Source organism: Halosimplex rubrum, assembly GCF_013415885.1.
Lineage (GTDB): Archaea > Halobacteriota > Halobacteria > Halobacteriales > Haloarculaceae > Halosimplex > Halosimplex rubrum.
The window spans coordinates 1297096-1318222 of sequence record NZ_CP058910.1 but is presented as its reverse complement, the minus strand read 5'-3'; the positions used below and the strand labels follow the sequence as shown (position 1 = coordinate 1318222).

Annotated in this window: 21 protein-coding genes; 12 read left to right on the top strand and 9 right to left on the bottom strand. The window is 61.3% G+C overall.

The features are described from left to right. The first annotated feature begins 90 nt into the window (after positions 1 to 90). Positions 91 to 1269, top strand: coding sequence for a phage NrS-1 polymerase family protein (locus HZS55_RS06480; RefSeq protein ID WP_179910895.1), 1179 nt, complete (start codon positions 91 to 93; stop codon positions 1267 to 1269). 1093 nt (positions 1270 to 2362) lie between these two features. Here HZS55_RS06480 and HZS55_RS06475 read toward each other — a convergent pair. The 4 genes from HZS55_RS06475 to HZS55_RS06460 form a co-directional block, all read right to left on the bottom strand. Further along, positions 2363 to 2839, bottom strand: coding sequence for a type II toxin-antitoxin system VapC family toxin (locus HZS55_RS06475; protein ID WP_179910894.1), 477 nt, complete (start codon positions 2837 to 2839; stop codon positions 2363 to 2365). After that, positions 2836 to 3123, bottom strand: coding sequence for an AbrB/MazE/SpoVT family DNA-binding domain-containing protein (locus HZS55_RS06470; RefSeq protein ID WP_179910893.1), 288 nt, complete (start codon positions 3121 to 3123; stop codon positions 2836 to 2838). Before HZS55_RS06470 ends, HZS55_RS06475 begins: the two co-directional genes overlap by 4 nt. Before the next feature lie 92 nt (positions 3124 to 3215). Beyond that, positions 3216 to 5075 carry a hybrid sensor histidine kinase/response regulator gene (locus HZS55_RS06465; protein ID WP_179910892.1) on the bottom strand — a complete coding sequence of 620 codons (1860 nt, stop codon included), beginning with the start codon at positions 5073 to 5075 and terminating at the stop codon, positions 3216 to 3218. After that, complete coding sequence (locus tag HZS55_RS06460; protein WP_179910891.1) at positions 5072 to 6658, bottom strand: hypothetical protein; 1587 nt, start codon at positions 6656 to 6658, stop codon at positions 5072 to 5074. Before HZS55_RS06460 ends, HZS55_RS06465 begins: the two co-directional genes overlap by 4 nt. Between HZS55_RS06460 and HZS55_RS06455 the strand changes: the two genes are divergently transcribed. Together HZS55_RS06455 and HZS55_RS06450 are read left to right on the top strand one after the other, a co-directional pair. Further along, a complete protein-coding gene (locus HZS55_RS06455) occupies positions 6642 to 7196 on the top strand; it encodes a DUF6735 family protein (RefSeq protein WP_179910890.1) in 555 nt (184 codons plus the stop codon). The genes HZS55_RS06460 and HZS55_RS06455 overlap by 17 nt on opposite strands. A gap of 92 nt (positions 7197 to 7288) precedes the next feature. Then, positions 7289 to 8227, top strand: a complete 939-nt coding sequence (locus tag HZS55_RS06450) for a transcription initiation factor IIB (protein ID WP_179910889.1) — start codon at positions 7289 to 7291, stop codon at positions 8225 to 8227. Positions 8228 to 8541: 314 nt separating this feature from the next. On the opposite strand, the gene HZS55_RS06445 is transcribed toward HZS55_RS06450, so the two are convergent. Next, positions 8542 to 8991, bottom strand: coding sequence for an immunoglobulin domain-containing family protein (locus HZS55_RS06445; RefSeq protein WP_179910888.1), 450 nt, complete (start codon positions 8989 to 8991; stop codon positions 8542 to 8544). Beyond that, a complete protein-coding gene (locus HZS55_RS06440) occupies positions 8988 to 9563 on the bottom strand; it encodes a DUF7342 family protein (protein WP_179910887.1) in 576 nt (191 codons plus the stop codon). Before HZS55_RS06440 ends, HZS55_RS06445 begins: the two co-directional genes overlap by 4 nt. 149 nt (positions 9564 to 9712) lie before the next feature. Here HZS55_RS06440 and HZS55_RS06435 point away from each other — a divergent pair, with 149 nt between their 5' ends. Further along, positions 9713 to 10138, top strand: coding sequence for an SWIM zinc finger family protein (locus tag HZS55_RS06435; RefSeq protein ID WP_179911807.1), 426 nt, complete (start codon positions 9713 to 9715; stop codon positions 10136 to 10138). A 25-nt stretch (positions 10139 to 10163) separates the two neighbouring features. Here HZS55_RS06435 and HZS55_RS22580 read toward each other — a convergent pair whose 3' ends face one another. Then, a complete protein-coding gene (locus tag HZS55_RS22580; protein WP_179910886.1) occupies positions 10164 to 10709 on the bottom strand; it encodes a hypothetical protein in 546 nt (181 codons plus the stop codon). A gap of 6 nt (positions 10710 to 10715) precedes the next feature. Continuing rightward, positions 10716 to 11231, bottom strand: coding sequence for a DUF7437 domain-containing protein (locus HZS55_RS06425; RefSeq protein WP_179910885.1), 516 nt, complete (start codon positions 11229 to 11231; stop codon positions 10716 to 10718). Positions 11232 to 11496: 265 nt separating this feature from the next. Here HZS55_RS06425 and HZS55_RS06420 point away from each other — a divergent pair, with 265 nt between their 5' ends. The 8 genes from HZS55_RS06420 (at position 11497) to HZS55_RS06385 (ending at position 20312) form a co-directional block, all read left to right on the top strand. After that, complete coding sequence (locus tag HZS55_RS06420; protein ID WP_179910884.1) at positions 11497 to 11922, top strand: SWIM zinc finger family protein; 426 nt, start codon at positions 11497 to 11499, stop codon at positions 11920 to 11922. Positions 11923 to 12115: 193 nt separating this feature from the next. Further along, entirely contained in the window at positions 12116 to 12529 is a 414-nt protein-coding gene (locus HZS55_RS06415; RefSeq protein WP_179910883.1) for a hypothetical protein, read from the top strand. Between the two features lie 95 nt (positions 12530 to 12624). After that, positions 12625 to 14250 carry a hypothetical protein gene (locus HZS55_RS06410; protein WP_179910882.1) on the top strand — a complete coding sequence of 542 codons (1626 nt, stop codon included), beginning with the start codon at positions 12625 to 12627 and terminating at the stop codon, positions 14248 to 14250. Further along, positions 14247 to 15092, top strand: a complete 846-nt coding sequence (locus HZS55_RS06405; protein WP_179910881.1) for a hypothetical protein — start codon at positions 14247 to 14249, stop codon at positions 15090 to 15092. The genes HZS55_RS06410 and HZS55_RS06405 overlap by 4 nt, the downstream gene beginning before the upstream one ends. Further along, complete coding sequence (locus HZS55_RS06400) at positions 15085 to 16443, top strand: hypothetical protein (RefSeq protein ID WP_246308368.1); 1359 nt, start codon at positions 15085 to 15087, stop codon at positions 16441 to 16443. The genes HZS55_RS06405 and HZS55_RS06400 overlap by 8 nt, the downstream gene beginning before the upstream one ends. Before the next feature lie 74 nt (positions 16444 to 16517). Next, the gene (locus tag HZS55_RS06395) at positions 16518 to 17459 is read left to right on the top strand and encodes a hypothetical protein (protein ID WP_343063154.1); all 942 of its coding nucleotides are present in this window, start codon (positions 16518 to 16520) and stop codon (positions 17457 to 17459) included. Next, entirely contained in the window at positions 17456 to 19381 is a 1926-nt protein-coding gene (locus HZS55_RS06390) for a VirB4 family type IV secretion system protein (RefSeq protein WP_179910879.1), read from the top strand. The genes HZS55_RS06395 and HZS55_RS06390 overlap by 4 nt, the downstream gene beginning before the upstream one ends. 343 nt (positions 19382 to 19724) lie before the next feature. Beyond that, complete coding sequence (locus HZS55_RS06385) at positions 19725 to 20312, top strand: helix-turn-helix transcriptional regulator (RefSeq protein ID WP_179910878.1); 588 nt, start codon at positions 19725 to 19727, stop codon at positions 20310 to 20312. A 65-nt stretch (positions 20313 to 20377) separates the two neighbouring features. Here HZS55_RS06385 and HZS55_RS06380 read toward each other — a convergent pair whose 3' ends face one another. Further along, positions 20378 to 20911, bottom strand: a complete 534-nt coding sequence (locus tag HZS55_RS06380; RefSeq protein ID WP_179910877.1) for a DUF7344 domain-containing protein — start codon at positions 20909 to 20911, stop codon at positions 20378 to 20380. Positions 20912 to 21127 lie beyond the last annotated feature (216 nt).

Sequence of the window (21127 nt, the reverse complement as noted above, 5' to 3'; positions counted from 1 at the left end):
CCTGTAGGGCCACGATTTCTGAGGCGAACCGATCGCAAGACCAGAATCGAATAGTCATATCGGTCGCCGGGTGAGTAGACGCAGAGATACATGGATACGGACGCGCCGACGGCGGACAGTCTCCCCGACGAGCTGACGGAGCGCGAGCAGTGGGTCTGCTGGCGGGTTCAAGAGCGAAGCGGCAAAGAGACGAAGGTGCCGATCAATCCGCACACGGGCTCGTTCGGGTCGGCAACGAATCCCGACTCTCGGGCATCGTTCGAGACTGCCCGTGAATACGCTACCGATGGGGCCGCCGAGGGTCTCGGATTCGTCTTCACTGACGAGGACCCGCTGGTCGGCGTCGACCTCGACACGTGTCGCGTCCCGGAGACGGGGACACTTTCCGACGATGCGACGGATATCGTCGAACGCCTCGCCTCCTACACGGAGGTGAGCCCGTCTGGGACCGGCGTGCATATCCTCGCGCTCGGTAGCCTCCCTGGCGACCGCAACCGGAAGGACTGGGTCGAGATGTACGACGACGCTCGCTTTTTCACCGTCACCGGCGACCATCTCGATGGGACGCCAGTAACCGTCGAGAGCCGTACCCCCGCCATCGGGGCCGTCCACACGGAGTTCGTCGCCGACGAGCTGGGGTCGAAAGACGACGATGACGACGGCGAGGCGAGTACCGAGGTGGACGACACGCCGACGGAGGCGGCCGATGCGTCCGACGCGGATGATCGAGGGGGAGACGACGAGGAACCGGGGTTATCGGACGACGAGGTCGTCGACAGAGCCAACGCCGCGGCGAACGGCGAGAAGTTCGAGCGACTGTGGCAAGGGCGGACGATGGGCTACGATAGCCACTCGGAGGCGGACATGGCCCTGTGTGCGTTGCTCGCGTTCTGGACCGGGGGCGACCGGACGCAGATAGATCGCCTGTTCCGCGATTCGGGGTTGCTGCGCGAGAAGTGGGACGAGCGCCACTTCGCCGACGGGAGCACGTACGGAGAGAAGACGATCGAACGCGTGTTGGCAGGGACCACCGAGTTCTACGAACCGACCCGGTCCGAGACGACAGCCGCGGGTACCGACGACGACGCACCGAAACTGAACGAACCGGACGAGGTCACGGCGGAGGCGGTCGCCCTTCGAGCAACGGGACGAACTGACCACGCGTCAGGAGCGCCACCTCGACCTTATCGCCGATCTACAAGCGCAAGTCGAACGCCTCGAAGCGCGGAATCGACGACTCACGGCCGAACTCGAAACCGCCCGGTCTGAGGGAAACTCCAGCCAGGGAAATCCCGCCGCCGAACCCGATTCGGCCTTCGCGAAACTCCGACAGATACTCTCGCGTAGAGGCACGTGACCGGAGGGACTGCATCGGAAGAAGACAACGGAGCAGACTCGTTCCAGCTGAAACGGGGGTGGATCGCAGAAGGCTTTCGGAGCCGGCGTAGCAGGGGATGGTTCGTGCTCTCGCAGAGTGCGATCACCCGGAGAAGATGGGTGCAGATCGGGTACACGCCAGAGAGAGCCGGTCTTCTCGGTGAACGTGGTATATTCGGACAGTGATAGCACACTCGACAGCGGTACGAATGACTCGATTCCCGCAAAGTATCGTGTTTCAAGGGGTGTACTGACGGTTACTGAATCTGGATGCTATCGGTGCGGGGGCAGGGATATCGACGACGAGCGAGTCCGCTGCGCTACGGCCGCGACTGAAGCGGATAGAGCGGAAGCGCCAGTTCGAGAGAGAGAAATCGAATATGGAATGGAACCGGATTCACCGGTACAGAGGCGTCTCGGTCGTCAATTAGGACGATCCGGGAAGCACCTCGTGCATCAAGACCGAACAGGCAATGCCCGCGTCTCGACGGTAGAAAGCGCTCTCCCGGCGACTCAAGTGATAGGGGAGATGAATACACCCAGCCATCCGATGCCCCCGAGGGTTCTGCATCGAGTAGTCGGCGAAGAACCTCCGGTACGCGGGCGAATTCACAGTCGAGAACAAGTGTACGGCCGAATCAGCGACGCTCACAGATGGCGCCCAAACGAGCGAACACCTCGATATCGTCAGTGTCTGCAGGCCGTCCGTTCGGAGCTCGCTTCGCCGAAGTGCCAGCGCATCCCGCAACCGGTACATCGCCACAGAAACCACATCTTGCGGCCGAAATCGGGCTTGTACCTCCATCTGGAGAGGTGATTCAGTCGAAACACCGGTATAGAACCATCCTGTGACCATAATCCGTAACTGAAGCGATGAGATGGAGCAGCAGTGAACGGCGATCGGCTATTTTCAGGGCAATTCTCCGACCAAATTCTCGTCTACTCCGGGGGTTTCGTCCGCATACACCCCCAGTTTCGACTGCAACTATTCGGGGTGGACAATCAGTGATGGGAAGTACGTACTGTAGAATCCGTCATCAAAACTGACGAGCGAATCGGCGTCAACAGTTGCGTGCCCGCCGATGAGGAAGTCAGCTGCGATGTGTTGTCGTGGAGAGAGATCCTCCCCGCACTCTTCGCACCTGACGGTCTGCTTCGTGCCACAGGAAGGACATTGAAGGCCATCTGGCCGACGATCGGTGTATCGCTGGAACATATCACCGGCCTCGAAGAGAGCATCCCGCGACGGCTCCGCAAGTTGGATACTGAAGTCTTCGAGGAACCGATCCAAGTCCGCTCTCGTGTCGAAGTGGCCGTCTGCGGCGAGTTCAGCGTAGACGACCGGCGTGATGACAACTCGACCCTTCCGGTAGGCACGCCGGAGTGTCGCTTCGCTGGCGTCCGTGTACTCATCCTCGTACAGAAGTGCAAGGAGCGCATTCGTATCGACCGCCGTCGTCACGCCTCGGCCTCCGAATCCCCGTTTTCGTCAGCCTCGTCGCCGACGTCACGGGGATACTCTCCCCGGAGCCTGCGCATCCGCTCGGGCATCGTCTCGTCACTATCTGCGCTGCCACGGTGTTTTTCAAACGGGTCTTCGCCTCCTGCTGTCGTCGGTTCTTCTTTCCGTAGCTCGTAGCCGGACTCGGTCCGTTCGAACGCGACCTCATCCCCCGGCTCGATTCCCAGCGACTCGCGAATCTCTTTCGGGATCGTGACTTGGCCTTTGGTCGTGACGCGAGGCATTGTGGTTCTTGGAAAGTAGGCAGTAATACAATATGAGTATTACGGCCAAAAAATTACTCTCGTTAGCGCTGGTCAGCACCGAGGGCGAGCGCTCAGCAATCGCTGGCAGCGGACGTATCGACGCCCGTGATCTCGAAGCGGGCCCCGCCCGCATCGCTCTCGGTCGCCCGGATCTCCCAGTCGTGGGCCGTGACGAGTTCCGCGACGATCGCGAGGCCGAAGCCGGTGCCGTCCTCGGTCGTCGAGTAGCCGCGTTCGAACACCGTCTCGCGGTCGTCGTCCGGGATCCCCGGGCCGTCGTCGGCGACGTAGAAGCCGGTCGGGAGGTCGCCGACGGTGACGGTCACGCCGTCGCCACCGTGGGTGACGGCGTTCCGGACGAGGTTTCCGAGGAGTTCTTGCAGTCGGCTCGGGTCGGCGCGGACGCGCTGGTCGGTCTCGGTCACGAGCGTCGCCTCGCCCGTGTCGACGTGGCGCCAGCTCGTCTCGCAGAGCCCGGCGAGATCGACCAGCTCCGGGTCGAGCGTCGCCGACCCGGCCTCCGCGTACGCGTGCAGGTCGTCGAGCAGCGACGCCGTCCGGTCGAGCGCCCGGTCGATATCCTCGTGATACCGACAGTCACACTCCTCCCGGGCGAGTTCCAGTCGGGTGATCGCGACGTTGAGTGGATTCCGGAGGTCGTGACTGACGATGCTCGCGAACGTCGAGAGTCGCTCGTTCTGGCGGGCGAGTTCCTCCTCCCGGGCGACGCGGTCGAGCGCGGCCGTCGTGTGCGTGGCGACCGTCTTCGCGAGCGAGACGTCGAGTTCGTCGAACGCGTCGGGTTCGGTGGCGCCGAGGAGATGGACGCCGTGGTCATCAAGCGGCAACAGGATCTGGCTCCGGACGGGCGTATCTTCGCTGAAGCGGTCGGAGTTCGTCGACACATCGTCGTAGACGTGCGGGTCGCCGCGTTCGTAGGCCTTCCAGGCGAGCCCCTCTCCGGGGCCGATCGTCGGCGGGGTCCCGACGAGCGTCTCCGTCCGGTCGGTCCAGGCGACCGGGTCGAGCCCGTTGGCCGCCTCGTCGTAGAGGTGCAGACCGTTGCCCGGGATGTCGAGGATATCTCGGACCGCGTCGACGGCGATGTTGGCCACTTCCTCGGCCGTGCTGGCCTCGATCAATGCACGAGCGGTGTTGTGCAGCTCGCGGATCGCCTGTTTCTGTCGGTACTGGGACTGAGCGTCCAACACGGTACAGACGAGCTCGCCGTGTTCGGTCGTGGCTAGTCTGTGATTCTCGACGAAGGTGGTGCCGTCCGCGCGGAGCCCGATCGTCTCGCCCTGCCAGTGCCCGTTGGCCTCGACTCTCGGGAGAATATCCTCGCGGAGTGTTTCGATGTCGTCGTCGGGGTAGAGCAGGCCCCAGTGTTCGCCGAGCAACTCCTCGCGATCGTAGCCGTAGAGGTCGGCATACGCTTCATTGACGTAGACGAACTCGCCGCCGTCGAGGATGCTGATCCCCTCCTGGGCGGTTTCGATGGCGCTGAGGTGGCGTTGCTGGGACTGTTCCGCGCGAGCGCGCTCGACGGCATTGGCGATCCGGTTTGCGAGGATCGTGTACTGGTCGGTCCCGGTCTCCTTCTGGAGGTAGTCGGTGACCCCCGCGGAGATCGCGTCGCTGGCGACTTCCTCGCTGCCTTTCCCGGTGTAGAGAATGAACGGCAGATCGGGGTGGTCGGCACGGACGCGTTCGAGGAACTCGATCCCGTGCATCCCCGGCATCTCGTAGTCCGAGACGATACAGTCGACGGACCGCTCGTCGAGTGTTGCAAGGGCGTCCGCGGCGGTCGTCGCAGTTTCGATATCGAACCGCTCGTTCTCGCCTTCGAGAAAATCGGCAGCCATCTCCGCGAAGTCCGGTTCGTCGTCGACGTGGAGTATCCGTATCGGATTCGGCGACGATGGAGTCATTGTCTCCACTCCCCTAGTCGGACCGATAACACTGTTGGCTCGAATATCACCTCAGAATACAAGATAGGACCGAAATCGCACGGCCGCGACCGGCCATGGTAATCGCCGTCGGCGTCGAGCACCGCAACGTCGAGACGGCCATCCTCGACCGGATAGTACGTCTCGACGCTCGCCGCGGGGTGGTCGGGGTCGTCGACGAAGCGGGTGGTGAATCCGCGGCGCATCGTCTCGACCATCATGACGTGCAGGCTGGATTCGCTGAGGTCGCCGACGCCGTCGCCGTGGGCGTGGCCCTCCCTATGGGCGGCGCCGATGAGTTCGCGGCCCTCGGGTGTCACCGTGTAGAGCGTGTGGGGATGGCGACCGTCACACGAGATGAGGCCGTCGACGACGAGTTCGTCGAATTCTTCGTCGGAGAGGCCGGCATAGGCCCGGAGTCGCTCCATGCCGTCGTAGACGATATCGTACTCCCAACGGGTGTCGTAGCCCTGCTGGTGGGCGTTGTAGACGAGCTGGAGAAAAAGGAACTGGGCGTCGGAGTAGTCGTACGTCGAGCGCTCGGCCGGCGAGCGCGTCACGCCGGCGTCGACCGTCGGGACGTTCGCCCGGTCGACCTCCTCAAGCGAACCGTGACACTCGATCGCATCGAGCAGCGGGACCAGACGGCGCCCGTAGCGCGTTCCGCAGGCCGCGCAGGTGATTGACTGCGATGGCGGATGAAACTCGACAGCGGCCGGCAGACGGCGTGTGAACGGGAGCGTGGTATCGAGCGTCGTGTGCTCGGTCGCGAGCGGTTCGGGTGAGTCAGGGTCAGTGCGACCGTCGTGCTCGCCCGAGGAGGGACGTGCGGTCACCGCTGACTGCGTGACAGAGACTGCGTGGCGACGCGAGCGGTCGGCGCGCTGGGTGCAGGCGGCCTCGAAGGTCGCCCGCTGTGCCGGTGAAAGTGGGTTATCCCCCTGGGGATGGCCGGGTGGCAGCGGGAGCGATTCGAGTAAGAACGGGCGCGGTGGCTCGCCACCGAACGGCGACGGGAGCGTGGCTATCCACTCACCGGAGGCCAGCCCGCGGAGACGATTGGCTGCGTCGGCCGGAGGCATGTCATCGGTCGAGAGGAGGCGCGCGAGGCCGGCGTCGTCCGCGACCTGTCCCGAGACGACCGTCCCGATGTTGTTGATGGCCTCCTCGTAGGCCGCCTCGTCGGCGCGCCGGAGTTGCTCGGGGAACTGCAGCGAGAGCGTGAGGCTGACGCCGAAACTACGCCCCTCGCGCAAGAGGTCGGCGACGATTCCCGAGGCGGCGACGCTCCCCGCCTCTTCGAGGTGGACGTTCACGAGCGGCGGGTCTCCGGTGGCCGCGTAGCTGTTGCGGCGCTCGCGGTCACGGCGGTTGAGCGCCGTCCAGATCTGCGAGAGGACCACGAGCGTGAGCACGCGCTGGGGCTCGTCCCGGAGTTTGCTCATATCGATGATGACGACGCAGTCCTCGTCGAGTTTCGCCCGCCAGTCGAAGGGTTCGACAGCCGGAGGAGAGTCGGCGTCCGGCGCGTCGGCGTCCGGCGCGTAGTTGAACAGCGGGGGCATTACGGCGGAAACACCTTTTGGCCGCGAGAGCCCGGACGAAGCGTTGCAGTCACTGTTCGATGGATTGCGCGAAGCCGAGACGGATAGAGAACTCGATGCGCTGCTCGATGGACGAGAATATCCGAACCAACCCGTGGATATCGAACCGTGGGACAGCAGGTGTACGCTCGAAGCGATCATCAGCGAGCGACTCGATTTCCTGCACCACGAAGCGTTCTACGTCGTCGACGTGAATTTCGAGGTGACCGCCTATCGGACGCACTGGTTCGGCCTGCAATACGACTCTGCGCTGATCGACGAGGCGCCCACGATCGGCAACGGTGTGCTACGGACGGTTCGGTGGTACGACGGCGAACCTGTGGGCGACGGGTTCGCCCAAGGTGAGTTTCGAGCGCTGAAAGACATCGCGGGAGAGTTGATCGACCAAGGCGTGTTGACCCGCGCGGAGGCACCCGGCTACCTCGAACGGAAACTCGATGAGTGGGTCGGCGAAGACGACGAACTCGTCGTCCGCACCGCTGCTCTCGTCGACAGGTAGGCACAGACCGTCACCACCTGTGAGCTTTCGCGACGTGATTTTATCTCCCCCTGAGGGGTGCGGGGGGTAGACGTGCCTCGCGCTGCACAACGATGGCAACGAGAGATATCTACACGGACGGCTTCGACGAATCGGCCGGCAAGACGATCGCGGCGACGGAGTGCCCCGAATGCGACGGCGATCTCCGAACTGAAGGTGGCGAGATCAGCTGCACCGAGTGTGGACTTATCGTCAACGAGTACCACCTCGACCACGCGGCGGCGCCGCTCGACTTTCCCGAGGGGCCGGATCGTGAGCGGACCGGCGCGCCGTTGACGGCGGCCAGACACGACCGCGGGCTGTCGACCGAGATCGGATTTCGTGTCGACGGGAAGGGGAATCGCCTCTCCAGTGAGAGACGGACGCACCTGGGTCGGCTGCGGCGCGAACACACGCGGGCGAAGTGGCGCTCGAAAGCCGAGCGGAATCTCGGCCACGGCTGTACGGAGATCGCCCGACTCGTCTCGGCGCTCGACCTCGACCGGAGTGTTCGCGAACAAGCGAGTGTGTTGTTCCGGTCGGCCCAGAGCGAGGACCTGCTACGCGGCCGGTCGATCGAAGGGTTCGCGGCCGCGAGCGTGTATGCGGTCTGTCGCTGTACGGACGTAGTGCGAACGCTGGGCGAAGTAGTGGAGGGGGCGCGGTGTTCGAAGTCGGCGGTGACCAACGCCTATCGAGTGCTGAACGCGGAACTCGACCTACCAGCCCCACCCCAGCGACCGCGCGAGTTCGTCGCCGGGCAGGTGTCGGCCATTGGTGTTCCACCGGAAATCGAGCGGTCGGCAGTCGAAGTCGCCGAGGCGGCGTGGGAGGATGGCGTGAGTATCGGCGTCCACCCTGCAGGGTTCGCGGCGGCCTGTGTGGAAGTCGCCTGTCGCGAACAGGAGGTCAAACTCGTACAGCAGGACCTCGCCGAGGCGGCAAGCGTAAGTCCGGTGACTGTCCGGACGCACCGTGATACGATCGAAGGTCAGCGGGAGGGTGAGCGATGATCCGTTCATGGCTCGGTCGGCTCGTCGCAGGACGCAAGGGGCGATGCATCCGCGAGTGTCGCCACTGTGGTCAGACAGTCAATCGAGACGGATCGTCCTGTCCGACGTGTGGTCGAACGGGTATCGCCACCTACGAGATCGAGTAGTCTCTGACGGTGGATTCGAAGGGAATGTCGCATCTCAGACAGGGATGAGTATTTCAGTAATGTAAACTACCCCTGCCTACCCACCGCCGTTGGCGGTTCCTTGAGGACGGGGGCTTACCGCCTGTAGTCAGCTAAAATTTGGCGTCTGATTACTCAAGTTCAGCGCACTCATTCCGTCCAGAAGGCTTGCTGGCGCTCTTCGATTTCGGAGAGAACCATCGACATCACGTCACGCCACTCTTCTGGGTGCGAAGCGTCGTCGCCAGGTGTTGATGCACTCGGACTCGGGTGAATGTGGTCACGTGAATTGTGCGTTGAGAGATGGCGATCCCATCGATGATCAAACGTGCCATCTTCATGCTCTTCGTGATAGTGTAACGAAAAGTCGCCGTTCTCGAACCACGCAATCGTGAAACGAGCGCTCTGGACACTCTGCGGATAGAATCCGAGGTCGTAACGACACATGAGTCGGTCTGGCGCATATTCCGGTTGGACTTCAACATCGGTGAAGCGCTCATCCGTGGCGAGCCGTTCCACGATGGCATCCAGACGATCCAGATCAATTGGAGCACCATTCCCGTCGCCCGACGACGGGATGTCGTCTCGCCTACCACTCATGCGGTAGTTCGCTGGCCAGCGGTGTCATTTGAGTCAGTCTGCAATGCCCGTTCAAGGAGTGAAATCCGACGGCGAACCGTCTTCCACGCAGACACGTCCCTCCATACCTCCTCGATAGATCGGTCGATGTGGGCTGCGTGTGCAGTGATAGTTACCGCATCTGGAAATTCGGCACCGAACTCCTCCGCGAACGCTTCGTCACGTTCAGCCGTCTTTTCCAGGAGGTCGATAAGTTCATCCTCGGTGTACTGATCTCGAAGACGTTGCACACGCCGCCAATTCAGGTACTCCTGATTGCGTTCGTACGTCGCTGGAGAATCAGTAACCTGCGCGACGACTCCAAGACGCTCAAACCACTCCAGATATTCTCGGGCAGCGTCTACTCCGTGGCCCGCAAGGTCAGCGACATCACTAGCTGTTGTGGGACTATCTAGACCGAGAACGGCGTCGAAGAAATCGTCGCGTGTGCGATCACCGGTGACGAGTTCTTCCAGAGGTACGAGTTCATCGAAGTCCGGTGCATCCCGACGTTCGTCGGGGTCTGCTTTCAGTTCGGGACGTGGTTCTTCCATACCAGAGTGACGGCACTCGGACGGAATAATCCTTCGTATATACATAATATTACGCTTCAAGCAAGGTGTGGACAATGAGACGCACGCAGGCAATTTTATCGGCGCCACCTGCGGTGGAGCGCTCTCGGTCGGGTGCTCTGGAAGCCAGTATGCATCCACTCAACCAACTCGAATTTTCGAGTGGCGTCGCCAAGCGAGCCCAGTACGAGGCCTTCGAATTCACGCTCTCCCACGGAGGCGTCCAGGTCCGCAACGGCAGTCACGAACACCCGAGCGAGCACGAATACCTCGTCCGTATCGACGACGGGGTACCAGTTTCGTGTTCCTGCCCGGCTGACAAACACTACGAAGGCGCGTGCAAGCACCGCGTCGCGGTGGCGATCCGACGACCACTCATCGATGCAATCGCAGACAGAGCGACTGGCAAGACAGTCGCCCCGGACGGGGGTCGGATCGAGACGGCCACCGATTCGAACAATGAAGAGCGAACTGCCGACGAAGCGTGTTCCGAGTGTCTCGACGACTTCCCCTGCTGGGAGTGCGTTCGAACCGGGAACAAGCCACTTCCGGAGTGAAGAACCGACACAGCATCAAGAGCGGCTAATCGAACTCAGAAACGAAATCCGCAGCGAGTTCGTCAGCAAGTTGTTTACCGGTGAGCCAGACGATCTGTTCGTCATCAAATCCGTACTGCGGAATTAACGACTCTGCTGCTTCGCCGAGCGGAATATCGTTTGTTACGATTGTCACTCGGTCAGCTGTGGCATTGAGGAGCATTTCAAGCGCAAGCCCCACGATCTCTGTATCCGCTTTCTCGATGATGTCTTCTGATCGATCGCTAGCATTCGCAATGAAGCTCCGCGCCTGATCCATCACGGTTGAGATGTCTGAGTTCGAATAAGACGGACTTTCAGTGACCTTCATCCATCCTTCTTGCAGTGCCTTGTCGACCGCAGAGTCGACGATTGCATACGTGTCGAGAGATGGGTCACCAGTCACTTCGGCATATACCTGTGGCGAGATACGGAGGACTACATCACGTTGGCGGGCTTCACGAGCGAGCGCCTGAAATCCAGGGCTGCCACGCCGGCCGCAGCTGATGAGGACCGACGAATCGACAAAAACGATCTCGTTGTTGTGGTCCATCCAGGCTCAGTCCTCAACGACGGGTCGAAGTGCGTCCAGAATCACTCCTGCTTCCAACGGCGAGATATCTTGCTCACGAGCCAGAATCTGATGCGTGATCGAACCCTCGACGTATTCACGAGTGTATTCGAGTGCGACGGCAAGTCCGTCCAGTCCGTAGCGATCGATGTACGTATCGATATCGTCATCCCGTGTTCGGCGGGCAATCGCCTCAACTAACTCCGGCGTGATTCGCCGTTTGGCATCGCCTTCTACCAGCTGGATATCGATCTCGTGAGCCGTATACTCTGCCGGCCGTCCGTCATTCGACTGCTCGATAAACCCCGCAGCTGCGAGGTCATCGGCGTATTCGTAGACTGTTCGCTGGGGAAGATCAAGTGTCGCGACGATATCTTGAATTGTCGTCGATGGGTGATGGCGGACATACGTATAGATCCACGCTTTACGGGCATTCCCGAGGAGTTCGAACACCTCCCCGCCAGTATCGAGCGGGGTGTCCCAGTTCGCTTCTCTTGTGGCCATCCGTAGTAGCGAATTGCACGCAATATGCAATAAGGGTTGCTGAGAGAATCTACCGTCACCAACAATAGCGGTACTCTTCTATCGATTACTCACAGAGGCCACACGCTCCGGCCGGAGCGTTCAAATTAATATTCTTATGTAACACTCAGCTGTCTTTCGGGACAGTTGTTACATAAGACATGATGAACGGGAGAGGTACCCACAGGCAATTTTATCGGCGCCACCAGAGGTGGAGCGCTCTCGGTCGGGTGCTCTGGAAGCCAGTATGCATCCACTCAACCAACTCGAATTTTCGAGTCGCATCGCCAAGCGAGCCCAGTACGAGGCCTTCGAATTCACCCTCGTCTCCGAGGGCGTCCAGATCCGCAACGGCAGTCACGAACACCCGGGCGAACACGAATACCTCGTCCGCAGCGACGATGGGGTCCCGGCCTCGTGTACCTGCCCCGCCGACGAACACTACGAGGGCGCGTGCAAGCACCGCGTCGCGGTGGCGATTCGGCGACCGCTCGTCGATGCGATCGCGACCAAAGTGGACCCCAAAGTAGTCGCTCCAGACGGTGGTCGGATCGATACCCCAGCCGATCCGAGTGAGAATGGACCAGTTTCCGATGAAGAGTGCAGCGAGTGTCTCGACGACTTCCCCTGCTGGGAATGCGTTCGAACCGGCAAGAAACCCCTTCCCGAGTAGGTGGTAACTATTCGTCTCCATCTGTAGTTATTTGGTATATATCTCCAGTTACTCCGTATTAATTGGCGAATCGACTAATTTCAACCACATCTAGGAAGATATTTATCTCGAACGCAAGCGGTTTGAGATACTGTCGTTCGCCCATCGTCGCTCTCCTGAGAGCATCGATGTATCGAGTGACAACTATAAACACATGGACGACGCTGACGATCTCGACGGTGCAGACGAACCGACGTATCGATTCACTCGTTCGCTACGAGAGATAGGTCCGACCGTGGGCCTGTTGATCGCGACGCTAGGAGTGTTCGCGATCGACCCCGTGAGTGCCCAGACCACGGGAGAAGCCTTCTGTGAGACGGAGATGGCCACGACCATCCGGAATATGTTCAGTCTCATCCAGTTCGGTGGCCCGCTCATCGGCGGTGTCATCGCTCTCGGGACGACGATCGCGCTCACGGCGATCCGGACGGTCGACTCGAAGAAGGAGTTGAAATCGATGCGCAATCAGGCGATCATCTGGGGCGTCATCGTCGCCCCGCTCGGTACTGTGATCTTGCAGTTCCTCCTGACGAGTGTCGTCGCAGGTGGCTCCAGTTGCAGCTTCTGAACCACTCGCTCGGAGGTCTGCTCGCCATCGCGCTCGCACTCACTGCTGTGGGCACGACCGCGACCCAGGCGCTGGCCGGATCGACTGACGATCAGGTGTTCGAGTACGGCCACGCGAACGGGGGCGCGCACGGGTCCAGCGATCCCGCCCTCTGGTCGCGTGACGAGGATATCTCCGACCCAGTAGCACTCGACGCGCTGATCGACGACGAAACGACGGGCCGAGACGCGCTGGCTTTGACGACCGATATCCCGTTCGACTCTCCACCGCGCGGTGTCGAGCAGTGGAATCGAGAGAACGTGGGCGACTTCCCGAGTTTCGATCGAGACACGTCGGTTCACCCACCGGGTGTCTCGTTGACTGACCGGCGATACGTCCGGGACGCCTACATCGAGATATTCACTGCCCAACCGTCTACCCGGGCTAAGCTCTCACCCGACGACCAACCCCGCTACGTCGCACCGACTGGGAGCCTTCTGGCGGTCTCCGACTACCGCGTTCGCATTCCCGAAGATTCGGTGACCGAAACCGAACGAACCTACTGGAACCTCACCGGTCACGACGTGACCGAGACGCGGTTGCTCGTCGACGGCGAAGAAGAAGCCCGCAACGATGGGAATCGACGGCCACGGTTCGAATACGACTTCGGCGACAACGTGGGCATCGACCACACGCTGACGGTCGAATCGACCATTACCGTGACAGTCGGTCGGTTACACGAACGGTGTGTCCCGACCCCACCGGACGACGAGTGTTCGTACTGGATCACCTCGTTCGAGAACCAGACATCGGAAGTAACCGTCCGGGATTCGATCTCGGTTACAGAGTACTATCTGGACATCATGGGCTTTCACGCCCGCTATCCCGATGGCGACCTCGGGACGGTCGTCATCAAAAGCGATCCGTGGTTAGGATACTCGCTGCCCACGGGAGACGTTCGGGGCGTCTGGCGGTTCTACTCGGCACGCGATCCCACGTGGGATACGCTCGTCAGCGCGAGTGCCTCGGGTTCGTCTCGGAGTCACTCCCCCGTCCATCCCCTACGGGTCTTTGCTTACCCTATCAAAACGGGGCCGACGGTATCACCGGCCGAGAAAGTCGAGTTGCTGATGGTCAACGGCGGACAGCGCCAGCCGCCAACGCTCCCCGGTGCGGTCGATCTGGACGTACTCGAAGAACCGTACACGGAGAGTTTCAGCATCGCGACGCGGATAGACACGCCCGCCCAAGATATCTCGGACGTGACCGCTCACGGGCTCGTGCGTGGTGTCGAGACGAGTGCGGACCCGCGACTGTTCGAGGAGGTCGCGATCCACCGGAGCAATCTCTCGCTGTCGGTTCTGAACACGACAGCGACGACGGCGAGTGTCCGTGTGTCCCTTCGGGATGTGGAGACTGATACGCCGATCGAGACGGCAGACCGTGAAGGGAGAATCGTACTCGCGGGGAAGGAAGTCCAGACCGGTCGCGACGGAACGCTCACGACGACGATCTCGCGGCCGAGCGGGGCGATCGGTGCGCGATACGAGCCCGGCGAGTGGTGGCTGTCCACGACGGCATACGTCGGCGATTCGGATGCAGTGTCCGTTGACGGAACGACGCTATCGATCCTCGGCTCGCTGTACCGGGCTGGCGTTCCGGTCGGACTGTTCTTGCTGGCCGTCTTCCTCATCGACCGAGTCACAGGGATGGCTATCTGGCCCCCGTGGAGGGGCCTATGAAGCGAGAGTGGACCTCTCGACGACGATTCCTGAAAGGCGGGCTCGTAGTGAGCGCGGCCGGGCTCGCAGGCTGCGCTGGCGCTGGGTCAGCTGGTACCAGCACCCCCTCGAATCCGGTCTTCGAAGAGACCTCGATCTCCGGGTCGGATCTGGTGGTTGATCTTCAGGAGGATAACGAGGTAGACAAGGTCAATCTGATAGCACCAGATGGGAGCGGCTTCCTCTCAACAGGCGTGGCGGCAGGAGCGACTACAGTCCGATTTTCGCTCTTCCAGCATCGGGTCATGAGCCATTACACTCCGGGTGAACACGTACTGGTCGCAATTGCAGCGGACGAAGAACTCGCTTCGATACCCTTGGAACTGGCTCCAAAGCTCGAAATAACCGACGTAGAACCCTACATGGGAGGACGTGAAACACTGTCCAACCGAGGGAACCTCTTGGTCACTGCGAAGAATCTGGGGACTGGACCGACCTGGATGTACTTCCTCGGCTATGAAGATGCACCGAATAGTTCGGCTACGATCTTCCCATCCACCGAATACGTACAGACAACCCCCCACCACAACTTCCGACAGCCTGAGACAGAGCAGGAGTTCATTATCGAGCCAGGGGAATCTCGAACGTTACTGGGCCGCCAGCCACCGCTCCATCCTGGGCAGGATCATTGTGACGGTAGAACTGTAGAGTTCTCAGCTGTCATTCTAACCGGGGTCGGAGACGATGTTCGGCGCCCACTCCAGGCTACACTCGGTACCGAACAGTCGACAGAGAACGCCAAAGAGATCTGTAGTGAGATCGAGATCGAACTCCTTGACGAGATAGAGGCTGCCGATGGGTAGATCCGATCGGATCGTACCAATTGTCGTCTCCGCTGTTGGTATCCAGTATTTCATCGGTGCTGTCCGTGCCCAGGCGGGCGAAGGCGGCGGAGGCGGTGCCCTTGGTGATGTGATCGTGTGGGCGATCACAGAGTCTCTCAAAGTCCTCTTTAGTCCGCTCGAGGGGATCATTCAGAATCACGCGAACGATGTTCTCACGGTCATTATTGGCACGCCTCACCCGAACGCGGTATTTACAGAGCCGACGAACAACTCTTGGCCGGGAATCTACACCTACTTCTGGGATGTGATCGTCCCACTCTCACTCCTGTTGTGGGCGTTGGCAGCCGGGATCGTCATCTTCCTGGAGTCGACGAGTTATCTCTTCAGCAGCTATCACCGGGCGAAACTCAAACGCCGGGCGTTTGCCGGGCTACTCGGAATTCTGGCGTGGTGGTGGATGGACGCGCTTGCGCGTCAGTTCATTCACGAACTTACGCTCTTCCTCGCCCCGGACCTTTCCGAGATCACACTCTTCGAGACGCTCTCGTTTGGAGCGGTCGGTAGTGTCACGGCGATTGCGGCGTTATCGGTCGATCTCTTCCTTCTGGGACTCGTGCTTCTCATATATTTCGTCAGAGAAGTCGTACTGTATCTGTTTACGCTACTGGTCCCGATCTTGATCGCCTTCTGGATCCCCGGTGTCGGACCATTCCGTCTCGTTTCGGAGTTCATGAAGCGACTCGCTGGGTTCTACGTGCCCTTCTTGTTCATGACGGTCCCTGTCGCGTTGCTATTCCGTCTCGGCGAGATTCTGGGGAACAGTTTCGGGTTCACCGTGGAAGGCCTCGGCGCCTGGCTCGTTGCGCTCATTATCCCGATCGTCGCAGTCGTTTCCCCGTTCATCCTGTTCTGGCAGGCGGGGTCGATATTCTTCATGGCCCAGAGCGCCTCGCATCACAGTTCGAGGCGTCGCGCTCACGGTCGAATCGCTGGAGCTCAAGAGAAGGGACAGATCGCAAGTCACGGCGGGCGGAATTTCGTTCGCGGTGTCCGCGGGCAACAGGCAGTGAACGCCGACGGGCAAGCGGTGTTCAATTCCGGTAATTCACGAGCCCACGCCGCAGGCTCTCGACTCAACACGACCGGCTCTCGACTTCGCGGCACGTTCGCCCGTGAACATACCGCTGAAGCCGAGACCAACACCAGCGCGTCTGGAAGCGATTCGGTTCGGTCGTCCTCGGACAGATCGAGCGAGAGTCGCAACCAGCGGTTCGACACGCTCCGTGACCGGACGGACTCGAGAAACAAACAGAAGCGTGAATCACGCGATAGCGGCGCAGTCGACGACGACCCCCGGTATATCCAATAATGCACGAACGAGACCCCGCGAAACGAATTCCGAAATCCCTCGGCACAGACGCGAAACTATTCGGGAGCTACACCATGACCGACATCGGCGTCGCGCTCTTTCCGGGCGTGCTCGTCGTCCTGTGCTTTCAGGTGCTCCTGCCGACCTCGATGACTATCGGCGGCTACCGGCTGGAGACGCTCACGCTCCCCCTCGCCGGCGTGATGATCCTCGTCGGTTCGATCTTCGTCTATCTCACGCCGGCGTATACGACGAGCGCGGACTGGGTCACTGCGATGGTCACCTTCCACCAGCGCTCGGACGAACTCGGCCACGACGAGGCGAAACAACACACGCAGGTCGAGCGAGTGTATCCGAACCGCGGCGCGATAGAGCGAACCGACGGTGCGTTTCTCGGACTCGTGCAGGTGGCGCCGCCGACGATGGCGCTCGCGACCGACGAGGAATGGGGCCAGAAAGCCGAGGCCTTCCAGAACTTCCTGAACACGAGCGTCGAGTTCCCCATCCAGGTCTACTCGACGACGCGGGCGTTTCCCGCCGAGGAGTATCTCGCACAGTACGAATCCCGACTCGACGACCCCGACGTGGAAGCGAATCCCCAGTTGGAAGCGCTCATCGAGAACTACGTCGAGTGGTACGAGCCGGAGCTCGCCGAGCGGCAAATGACGATTCGCGACCACTACGTCGTGGTCCCGGTGACACCTGGGGAAGTTCAGTTCGAACAGGAGAGTTTGGTGCAGAAACTTGCCGGATTACCGGTCCTCGGCGTGTTCGTTCGAGCGTACTTCGCGCCCCGAGTCGAGGAGCGGCGAGACGCGCTGTTCGAGGAACTCGACGACCGGCTTCGACGCATCCGAACGGGGCTCCGAGAGATCGACGGCTGTAACGCACACCGCGTCGACACCGCAGAGGCGACACGGGTCGTCGGCGAGTTCTGGGCGGGCGAATCGCAGGAGTATGGCGATATGGATCAGGTGCTGCGGACGCGGGCAATGGTTGGAGAGGTGCGGCAGTGATCGAGACACTTCGGTCACTATTACCGGGAGGGAGCGCCGGTGGAGAGAGAAGCGAAGATGACGACAGCGACGGCGTCACTGTCGACTTCGAGCCGGCGCCTGAAGCCCTGCCCGACATCGGTGACTCACATCGGACCGTCGTCGGGCCGTCGGCCATCGAGCGGTCGCCTGATGCCGTTCGAACGGGCGAGACGTGGGCACGCACCCACTGGGTCGGGGACTACCCTGACGCGCCCGTCGACGGCCTCTTCGAAGGCCTCTATGCGACGGCGGAGACGCGGTCGACGGACATCAGTCTGCACATCAGACCGCGGGAGACCAGCGCGACGCTCGATACGATCGAGAACACGATCGAAGACCTGGAGGCCGACGTAGAGTACCTCTCGGAGAAACGCCGGGCAGGCGCTCGCGGGGTTCGGAAGGACCTCGAGGACTACCAGACGCTGTACGACACCCTCCGGAACACCTCGATGCAGGCGTTCGATACGTCGATGTATCTGACGACGCACGGTGCCTCTCGGGACGAGATTACTGGAGATAACGTGTCGAGCATCGCACGGCAATCACCGGCGAATCTTACACCTGTAGTGCCTCGGTGGGCGCAGCTGGATTCGTTGATCTCGGGGAGTCCCGTGGGTGTGGAGAAGTTGAACGAGTCGATGGATACGACGACGCCCATGCTCGGTGGTGCGCTCGGTGCGATGTTTCCGTTCGTCGCTGGCGCGTTCGCCGAACCCGGGATCGAGTACGGCACGTACGCGTTGAACGAGAGTCCGCTCATTCTCGACCGATTCAATCGAGAGACAGGCTACTGCACGATGGTCATCGGGCAACTCGGTGCAGGCAAGTCCTTCTCGACGAAACTTCAGCTGCTGCGGCGGGCGATGTACGACCAGGATACGGTCATCATCATGCTCGACCCGTTGGAGGGGTTTGCCGGCGTGAACGAAGCACTCGGTGGCGAGCGCATCACCGTCGGCGGGACACGCGGATTCAATCCGCTAGAGATCAGAGCGACGCCGCCGGATGTGCTCGCGGACGTGCCTGATCTGGATCCGTGGTCCGAGCAGATCGCGTGGGTGCTGACCTTCTTCGAGACGTTCTTCACCCACGTCGCGACGAATCCACTCGCGGGACGGAAGCAGACGCTTCGGCGGGCGGTTCAGGAGGCCTACGATAGACAGGGGATTACGCGGGCACCGTCGACGCACGACCGGGAATCACCGACGATCCGCGACGTGATCGTCGTCCTCGAGGACATGCTCGCCGACCCGACGGAGTTCGGGTACGTAACTGCGGGTGAGCAGGAGAGCGTGCAAGGAGATGCCCAGTCACTGTTGACCGACCTTCGGCCGTCCTTTCGGACTGGTGGTGATCTGGCGAATCTCGCGGCGCCGACCAAGTTCGACCTGGATTCGTCGGTGCTGTATCTCGACTTGCATCAGGAAGAGGGCGCGACCGGGCGATCGGAGACGAGTCTGATGATGCAGGTGTTGTTCAATGCGGTGTACGAGCGGGCGAAGGGGACAGACAAACGAGTTGTCTTCGCGATCGACGAAGCGCACTATCTGATGAACGACGCGACTTCGCTGGAGTTTCTGGAGACGGCCGTTCGTCACAGTCGCCACTACGATCTCTCGTTGCACTTCATCACCCAGACGGGCGGCGAGTTTTCGCTCACTCCGGAGACACGGACAATCGCGAATCTGTGCTCGATGACGCTGACCCACCGGGTGCAGGAGGAAGCCGAGAAGTTAGCCGAGTGGTTCGGATTGAGCGAATGTGAGGTGAACTGGATCCGGACTGCGAAGGCCGGCAACGACGAGGACGGATTCTCCGAGGCGTTGCTCGGGATCGACGAGGAGGGCTGGTTCCCGCTTCGGGTGAGAGCAAGTGAGTTCGAGATCGAGAGTCTCGATTAATCTGTGGGACAGCTCGGGATCGAGTCGCAAGACGATCCACTCGTCGTCCCGCCACGGCCCCCAGACCGCTCGGTAGTTCCCGAGTTCTCGATACTCGTTCCTCGGCTCGAATTCATCAATGGCGCGACCGTTAGTTACCAAAACGGTGTAGGCCGGGGCAGGGGTGGAACGAATCAGATTAGTAACTGATCATACTACGCATGTAGTCACCAACGATTAGTCGATCGGCGGTGTCCAGATAGACGACGTTCCGGCGGGTTCTACGGGTGTAGAGGGCGCCGGCCGGGGCGACCAGGAACACCGCCAGCGCCACGATCAGTGGCAACTGGAGGGACCAATACACATGTCACGACCGACCACGCCACAGGCGTCGTCTCCGGGGCTCGGGCCTCCGGGTGGGGACGATAGGTGCGACGAACTGGACCGCACGACGGTCCACGAACTACTGAGCAACGAACGACGGATGCGAGTACTGGAGCTGTTGGGGAGCGAACGGACGTGGGACCTCTCGGACCTCGCCGAGGAGGTCGCGGCCAGCGAGACCGGGGAGCGGCCGCCTCCTCGGGACAAACGCCAAAGCGTCTACGTGACGCTCCACCAATCGCACCTACCGAAGCTCGCACAGCACGGGGTCGTCGACTACGACTCCGAGCGCAAGACCGTCACGGTGGAACCGCGCGGCCTCGCCATCGTCGGCACGGAACGCGAGGGGACCGACAGGAGCGAGGCTGTGGGATCGGACGGGGCGGAGTCTCCGGACCCGGTCCGGCTGGAGTGGAGTATCGCCGTCGCCGCGGTTGGCCTCGTGCTTGCGGTAGTCGACCCGTCGGTCTGGACGTTGACGCCCGCGATGCTGGACGGTGTCTTCGCGGAACTGTCGTTGCTCGTGGTATTGCTCGTACTGGTCTATCAGAAGGGACGACACGGGTGAGCGGAGCGAGCAGATCGTGGTCGCCGAACGGGCGACCGCCGTCTCACTGAAATCGCCCGCCGTGGTTACTCCGTGAGCGCCCACAGGACGAACCAGCGCCGGTTCCAGAGCTGGTAGCTCGTTGAGATCGCGACGGCGAGCAGCATGACCGTGATCAGGAGTAACGGGTCGAGCCGCGCGAACACCGGGAACTCCAGTTCGGCGCTCAACAGGACGAACAGCCCGATCGTCGCCAGCGCGCGGTAGAACGATGCCCAGGTGATGCCGTACGGCGAGACGACCTCCATGTAGATGTCGACCTCGCGAGCGGACTCGTCGAGGGCGATCGTCTTCCGGTCCCTGTCGTAGACGACGATGCCCTCGCGGTCGAGCTTCGGCAGGTGCGTCTGGTGGAGGGAGTTGTACACGCTCTCCCGGAGGTCACTCGGCGGCGGCGACTCGCCCGCCTCCCGTTCGGCGATGGAGACCGATAGCTCGCGCAGCGAGACCGACCCGATGGTCCGCTGCAGGTGCGTGAGCACCGCGCGTCGCCGCTCGTTCCTGAGAACGTCGTGGATCTGTTCCTCGGCCAACGACCGCGTGTTTCGTAACGTACCCATACCCGTCCCGACCGTGTCGTCGACCCCCGTTCGCTTAGTTATCGACCCACTTTGCCGATATCGTCCGTTTCAGGCCTCCAAGACCGTGTTTCGTGCGCTCTCCTTATTCGCCAGTTTACGTCCGAAGTCGACCGTTTAGTCGACCGAACGGCAGATTAAATCGGCCTACAACGGCATCACCGTCCCGACCAGACTGCTGCGTTCCCGATTTCCGAG

What these genes read in the sequence shown, in the direction of transcription:
- HZS55_RS06480 (WP_179910895.1), top strand. Translation starts at nt 91, where the DNA reads ATGGATACGGACGCGCCGACGGCGGACAGTCTCCCCGACGAGCTGACG.
- HZS55_RS06470 (WP_179910893.1), bottom strand. Translation starts at nt 3,123, where the DNA reads ATGCCTCGCGTCACGACCAAAGGCCAAGTCACGATCCCGAAAGAGATT.
- HZS55_RS06465 (WP_179910892.1), bottom strand. Translation starts at nt 5,075, where the DNA reads ATGACTCCATCGTCGCCGAATCCGATACGGATACTCCACGTCGACGAC.
- HZS55_RS06460 (WP_179910891.1), bottom strand. Translation starts at nt 6,658, where the DNA reads ATGCCCCCGCTGTTCAACTACGCGCCGGACGCCGACGCGCCGGACGCC.
- HZS55_RS06450 (WP_179910889.1), top strand. Translation starts at nt 7,289, where the DNA reads ATGGCAACGAGAGATATCTACACGGACGGCTTCGACGAATCGGCCGGC.
- HZS55_RS06445 (WP_179910888.1), bottom strand. Translation starts at nt 8,991, where the DNA reads ATGAGTGGTAGGCGAGACGACATCCCGTCGTCGGGCGACGGGAATGGT.
- HZS55_RS06440 (WP_179910887.1), bottom strand. Translation starts at nt 9,563, where the DNA reads ATGGAAGAACCACGTCCCGAACTGAAAGCAGACCCCGACGAACGTCGG.
- HZS55_RS06435 (WP_179911807.1), top strand. Translation starts at nt 9,713, where the DNA reads ATGCATCCACTCAACCAACTCGAATTTTCGAGTGGCGTCGCCAAGCGA.
- HZS55_RS22580 (WP_179910886.1), bottom strand. Translation starts at nt 10,709, where the DNA reads ATGGACCACAACAACGAGATCGTTTTTGTCGATTCGTCGGTCCTCATC.
- HZS55_RS06425 (WP_179910885.1), bottom strand. Translation starts at nt 11,231, where the DNA reads ATGGCCACAAGAGAAGCGAACTGGGACACCCCGCTCGATACTGGCGGG.
- HZS55_RS06420 (WP_179910884.1), top strand. Translation starts at nt 11,497, where the DNA reads ATGCATCCACTCAACCAACTCGAATTTTCGAGTCGCATCGCCAAGCGA.
- HZS55_RS06415 (WP_179910883.1), top strand. Translation starts at nt 12,116, where the DNA reads ATGGACGACGCTGACGATCTCGACGGTGCAGACGAACCGACGTATCGA.
- HZS55_RS06405 (WP_179910881.1), top strand. Translation starts at nt 14,247, where the DNA reads ATGAAGCGAGAGTGGACCTCTCGACGACGATTCCTGAAAGGCGGGCTC.
- HZS55_RS06400 (WP_246308368.1), top strand. Translation starts at nt 15,085, where the DNA reads ATGGGTAGATCCGATCGGATCGTACCAATTGTCGTCTCCGCTGTTGGT.
- HZS55_RS06395 (WP_343063154.1), top strand. Translation starts at nt 16,518, where the DNA reads ATGACCGACATCGGCGTCGCGCTCTTTCCGGGCGTGCTCGTCGTCCTG.
- HZS55_RS06385 (WP_179910878.1), top strand. Translation starts at nt 19,725, where the DNA reads ATGTCACGACCGACCACGCCACAGGCGTCGTCTCCGGGGCTCGGGCCT.
- HZS55_RS06380 (WP_179910877.1), bottom strand. Translation starts at nt 20,911, where the DNA reads ATGGGTACGTTACGAAACACGCGGTCGTTGGCCGAGGAACAGATCCAC.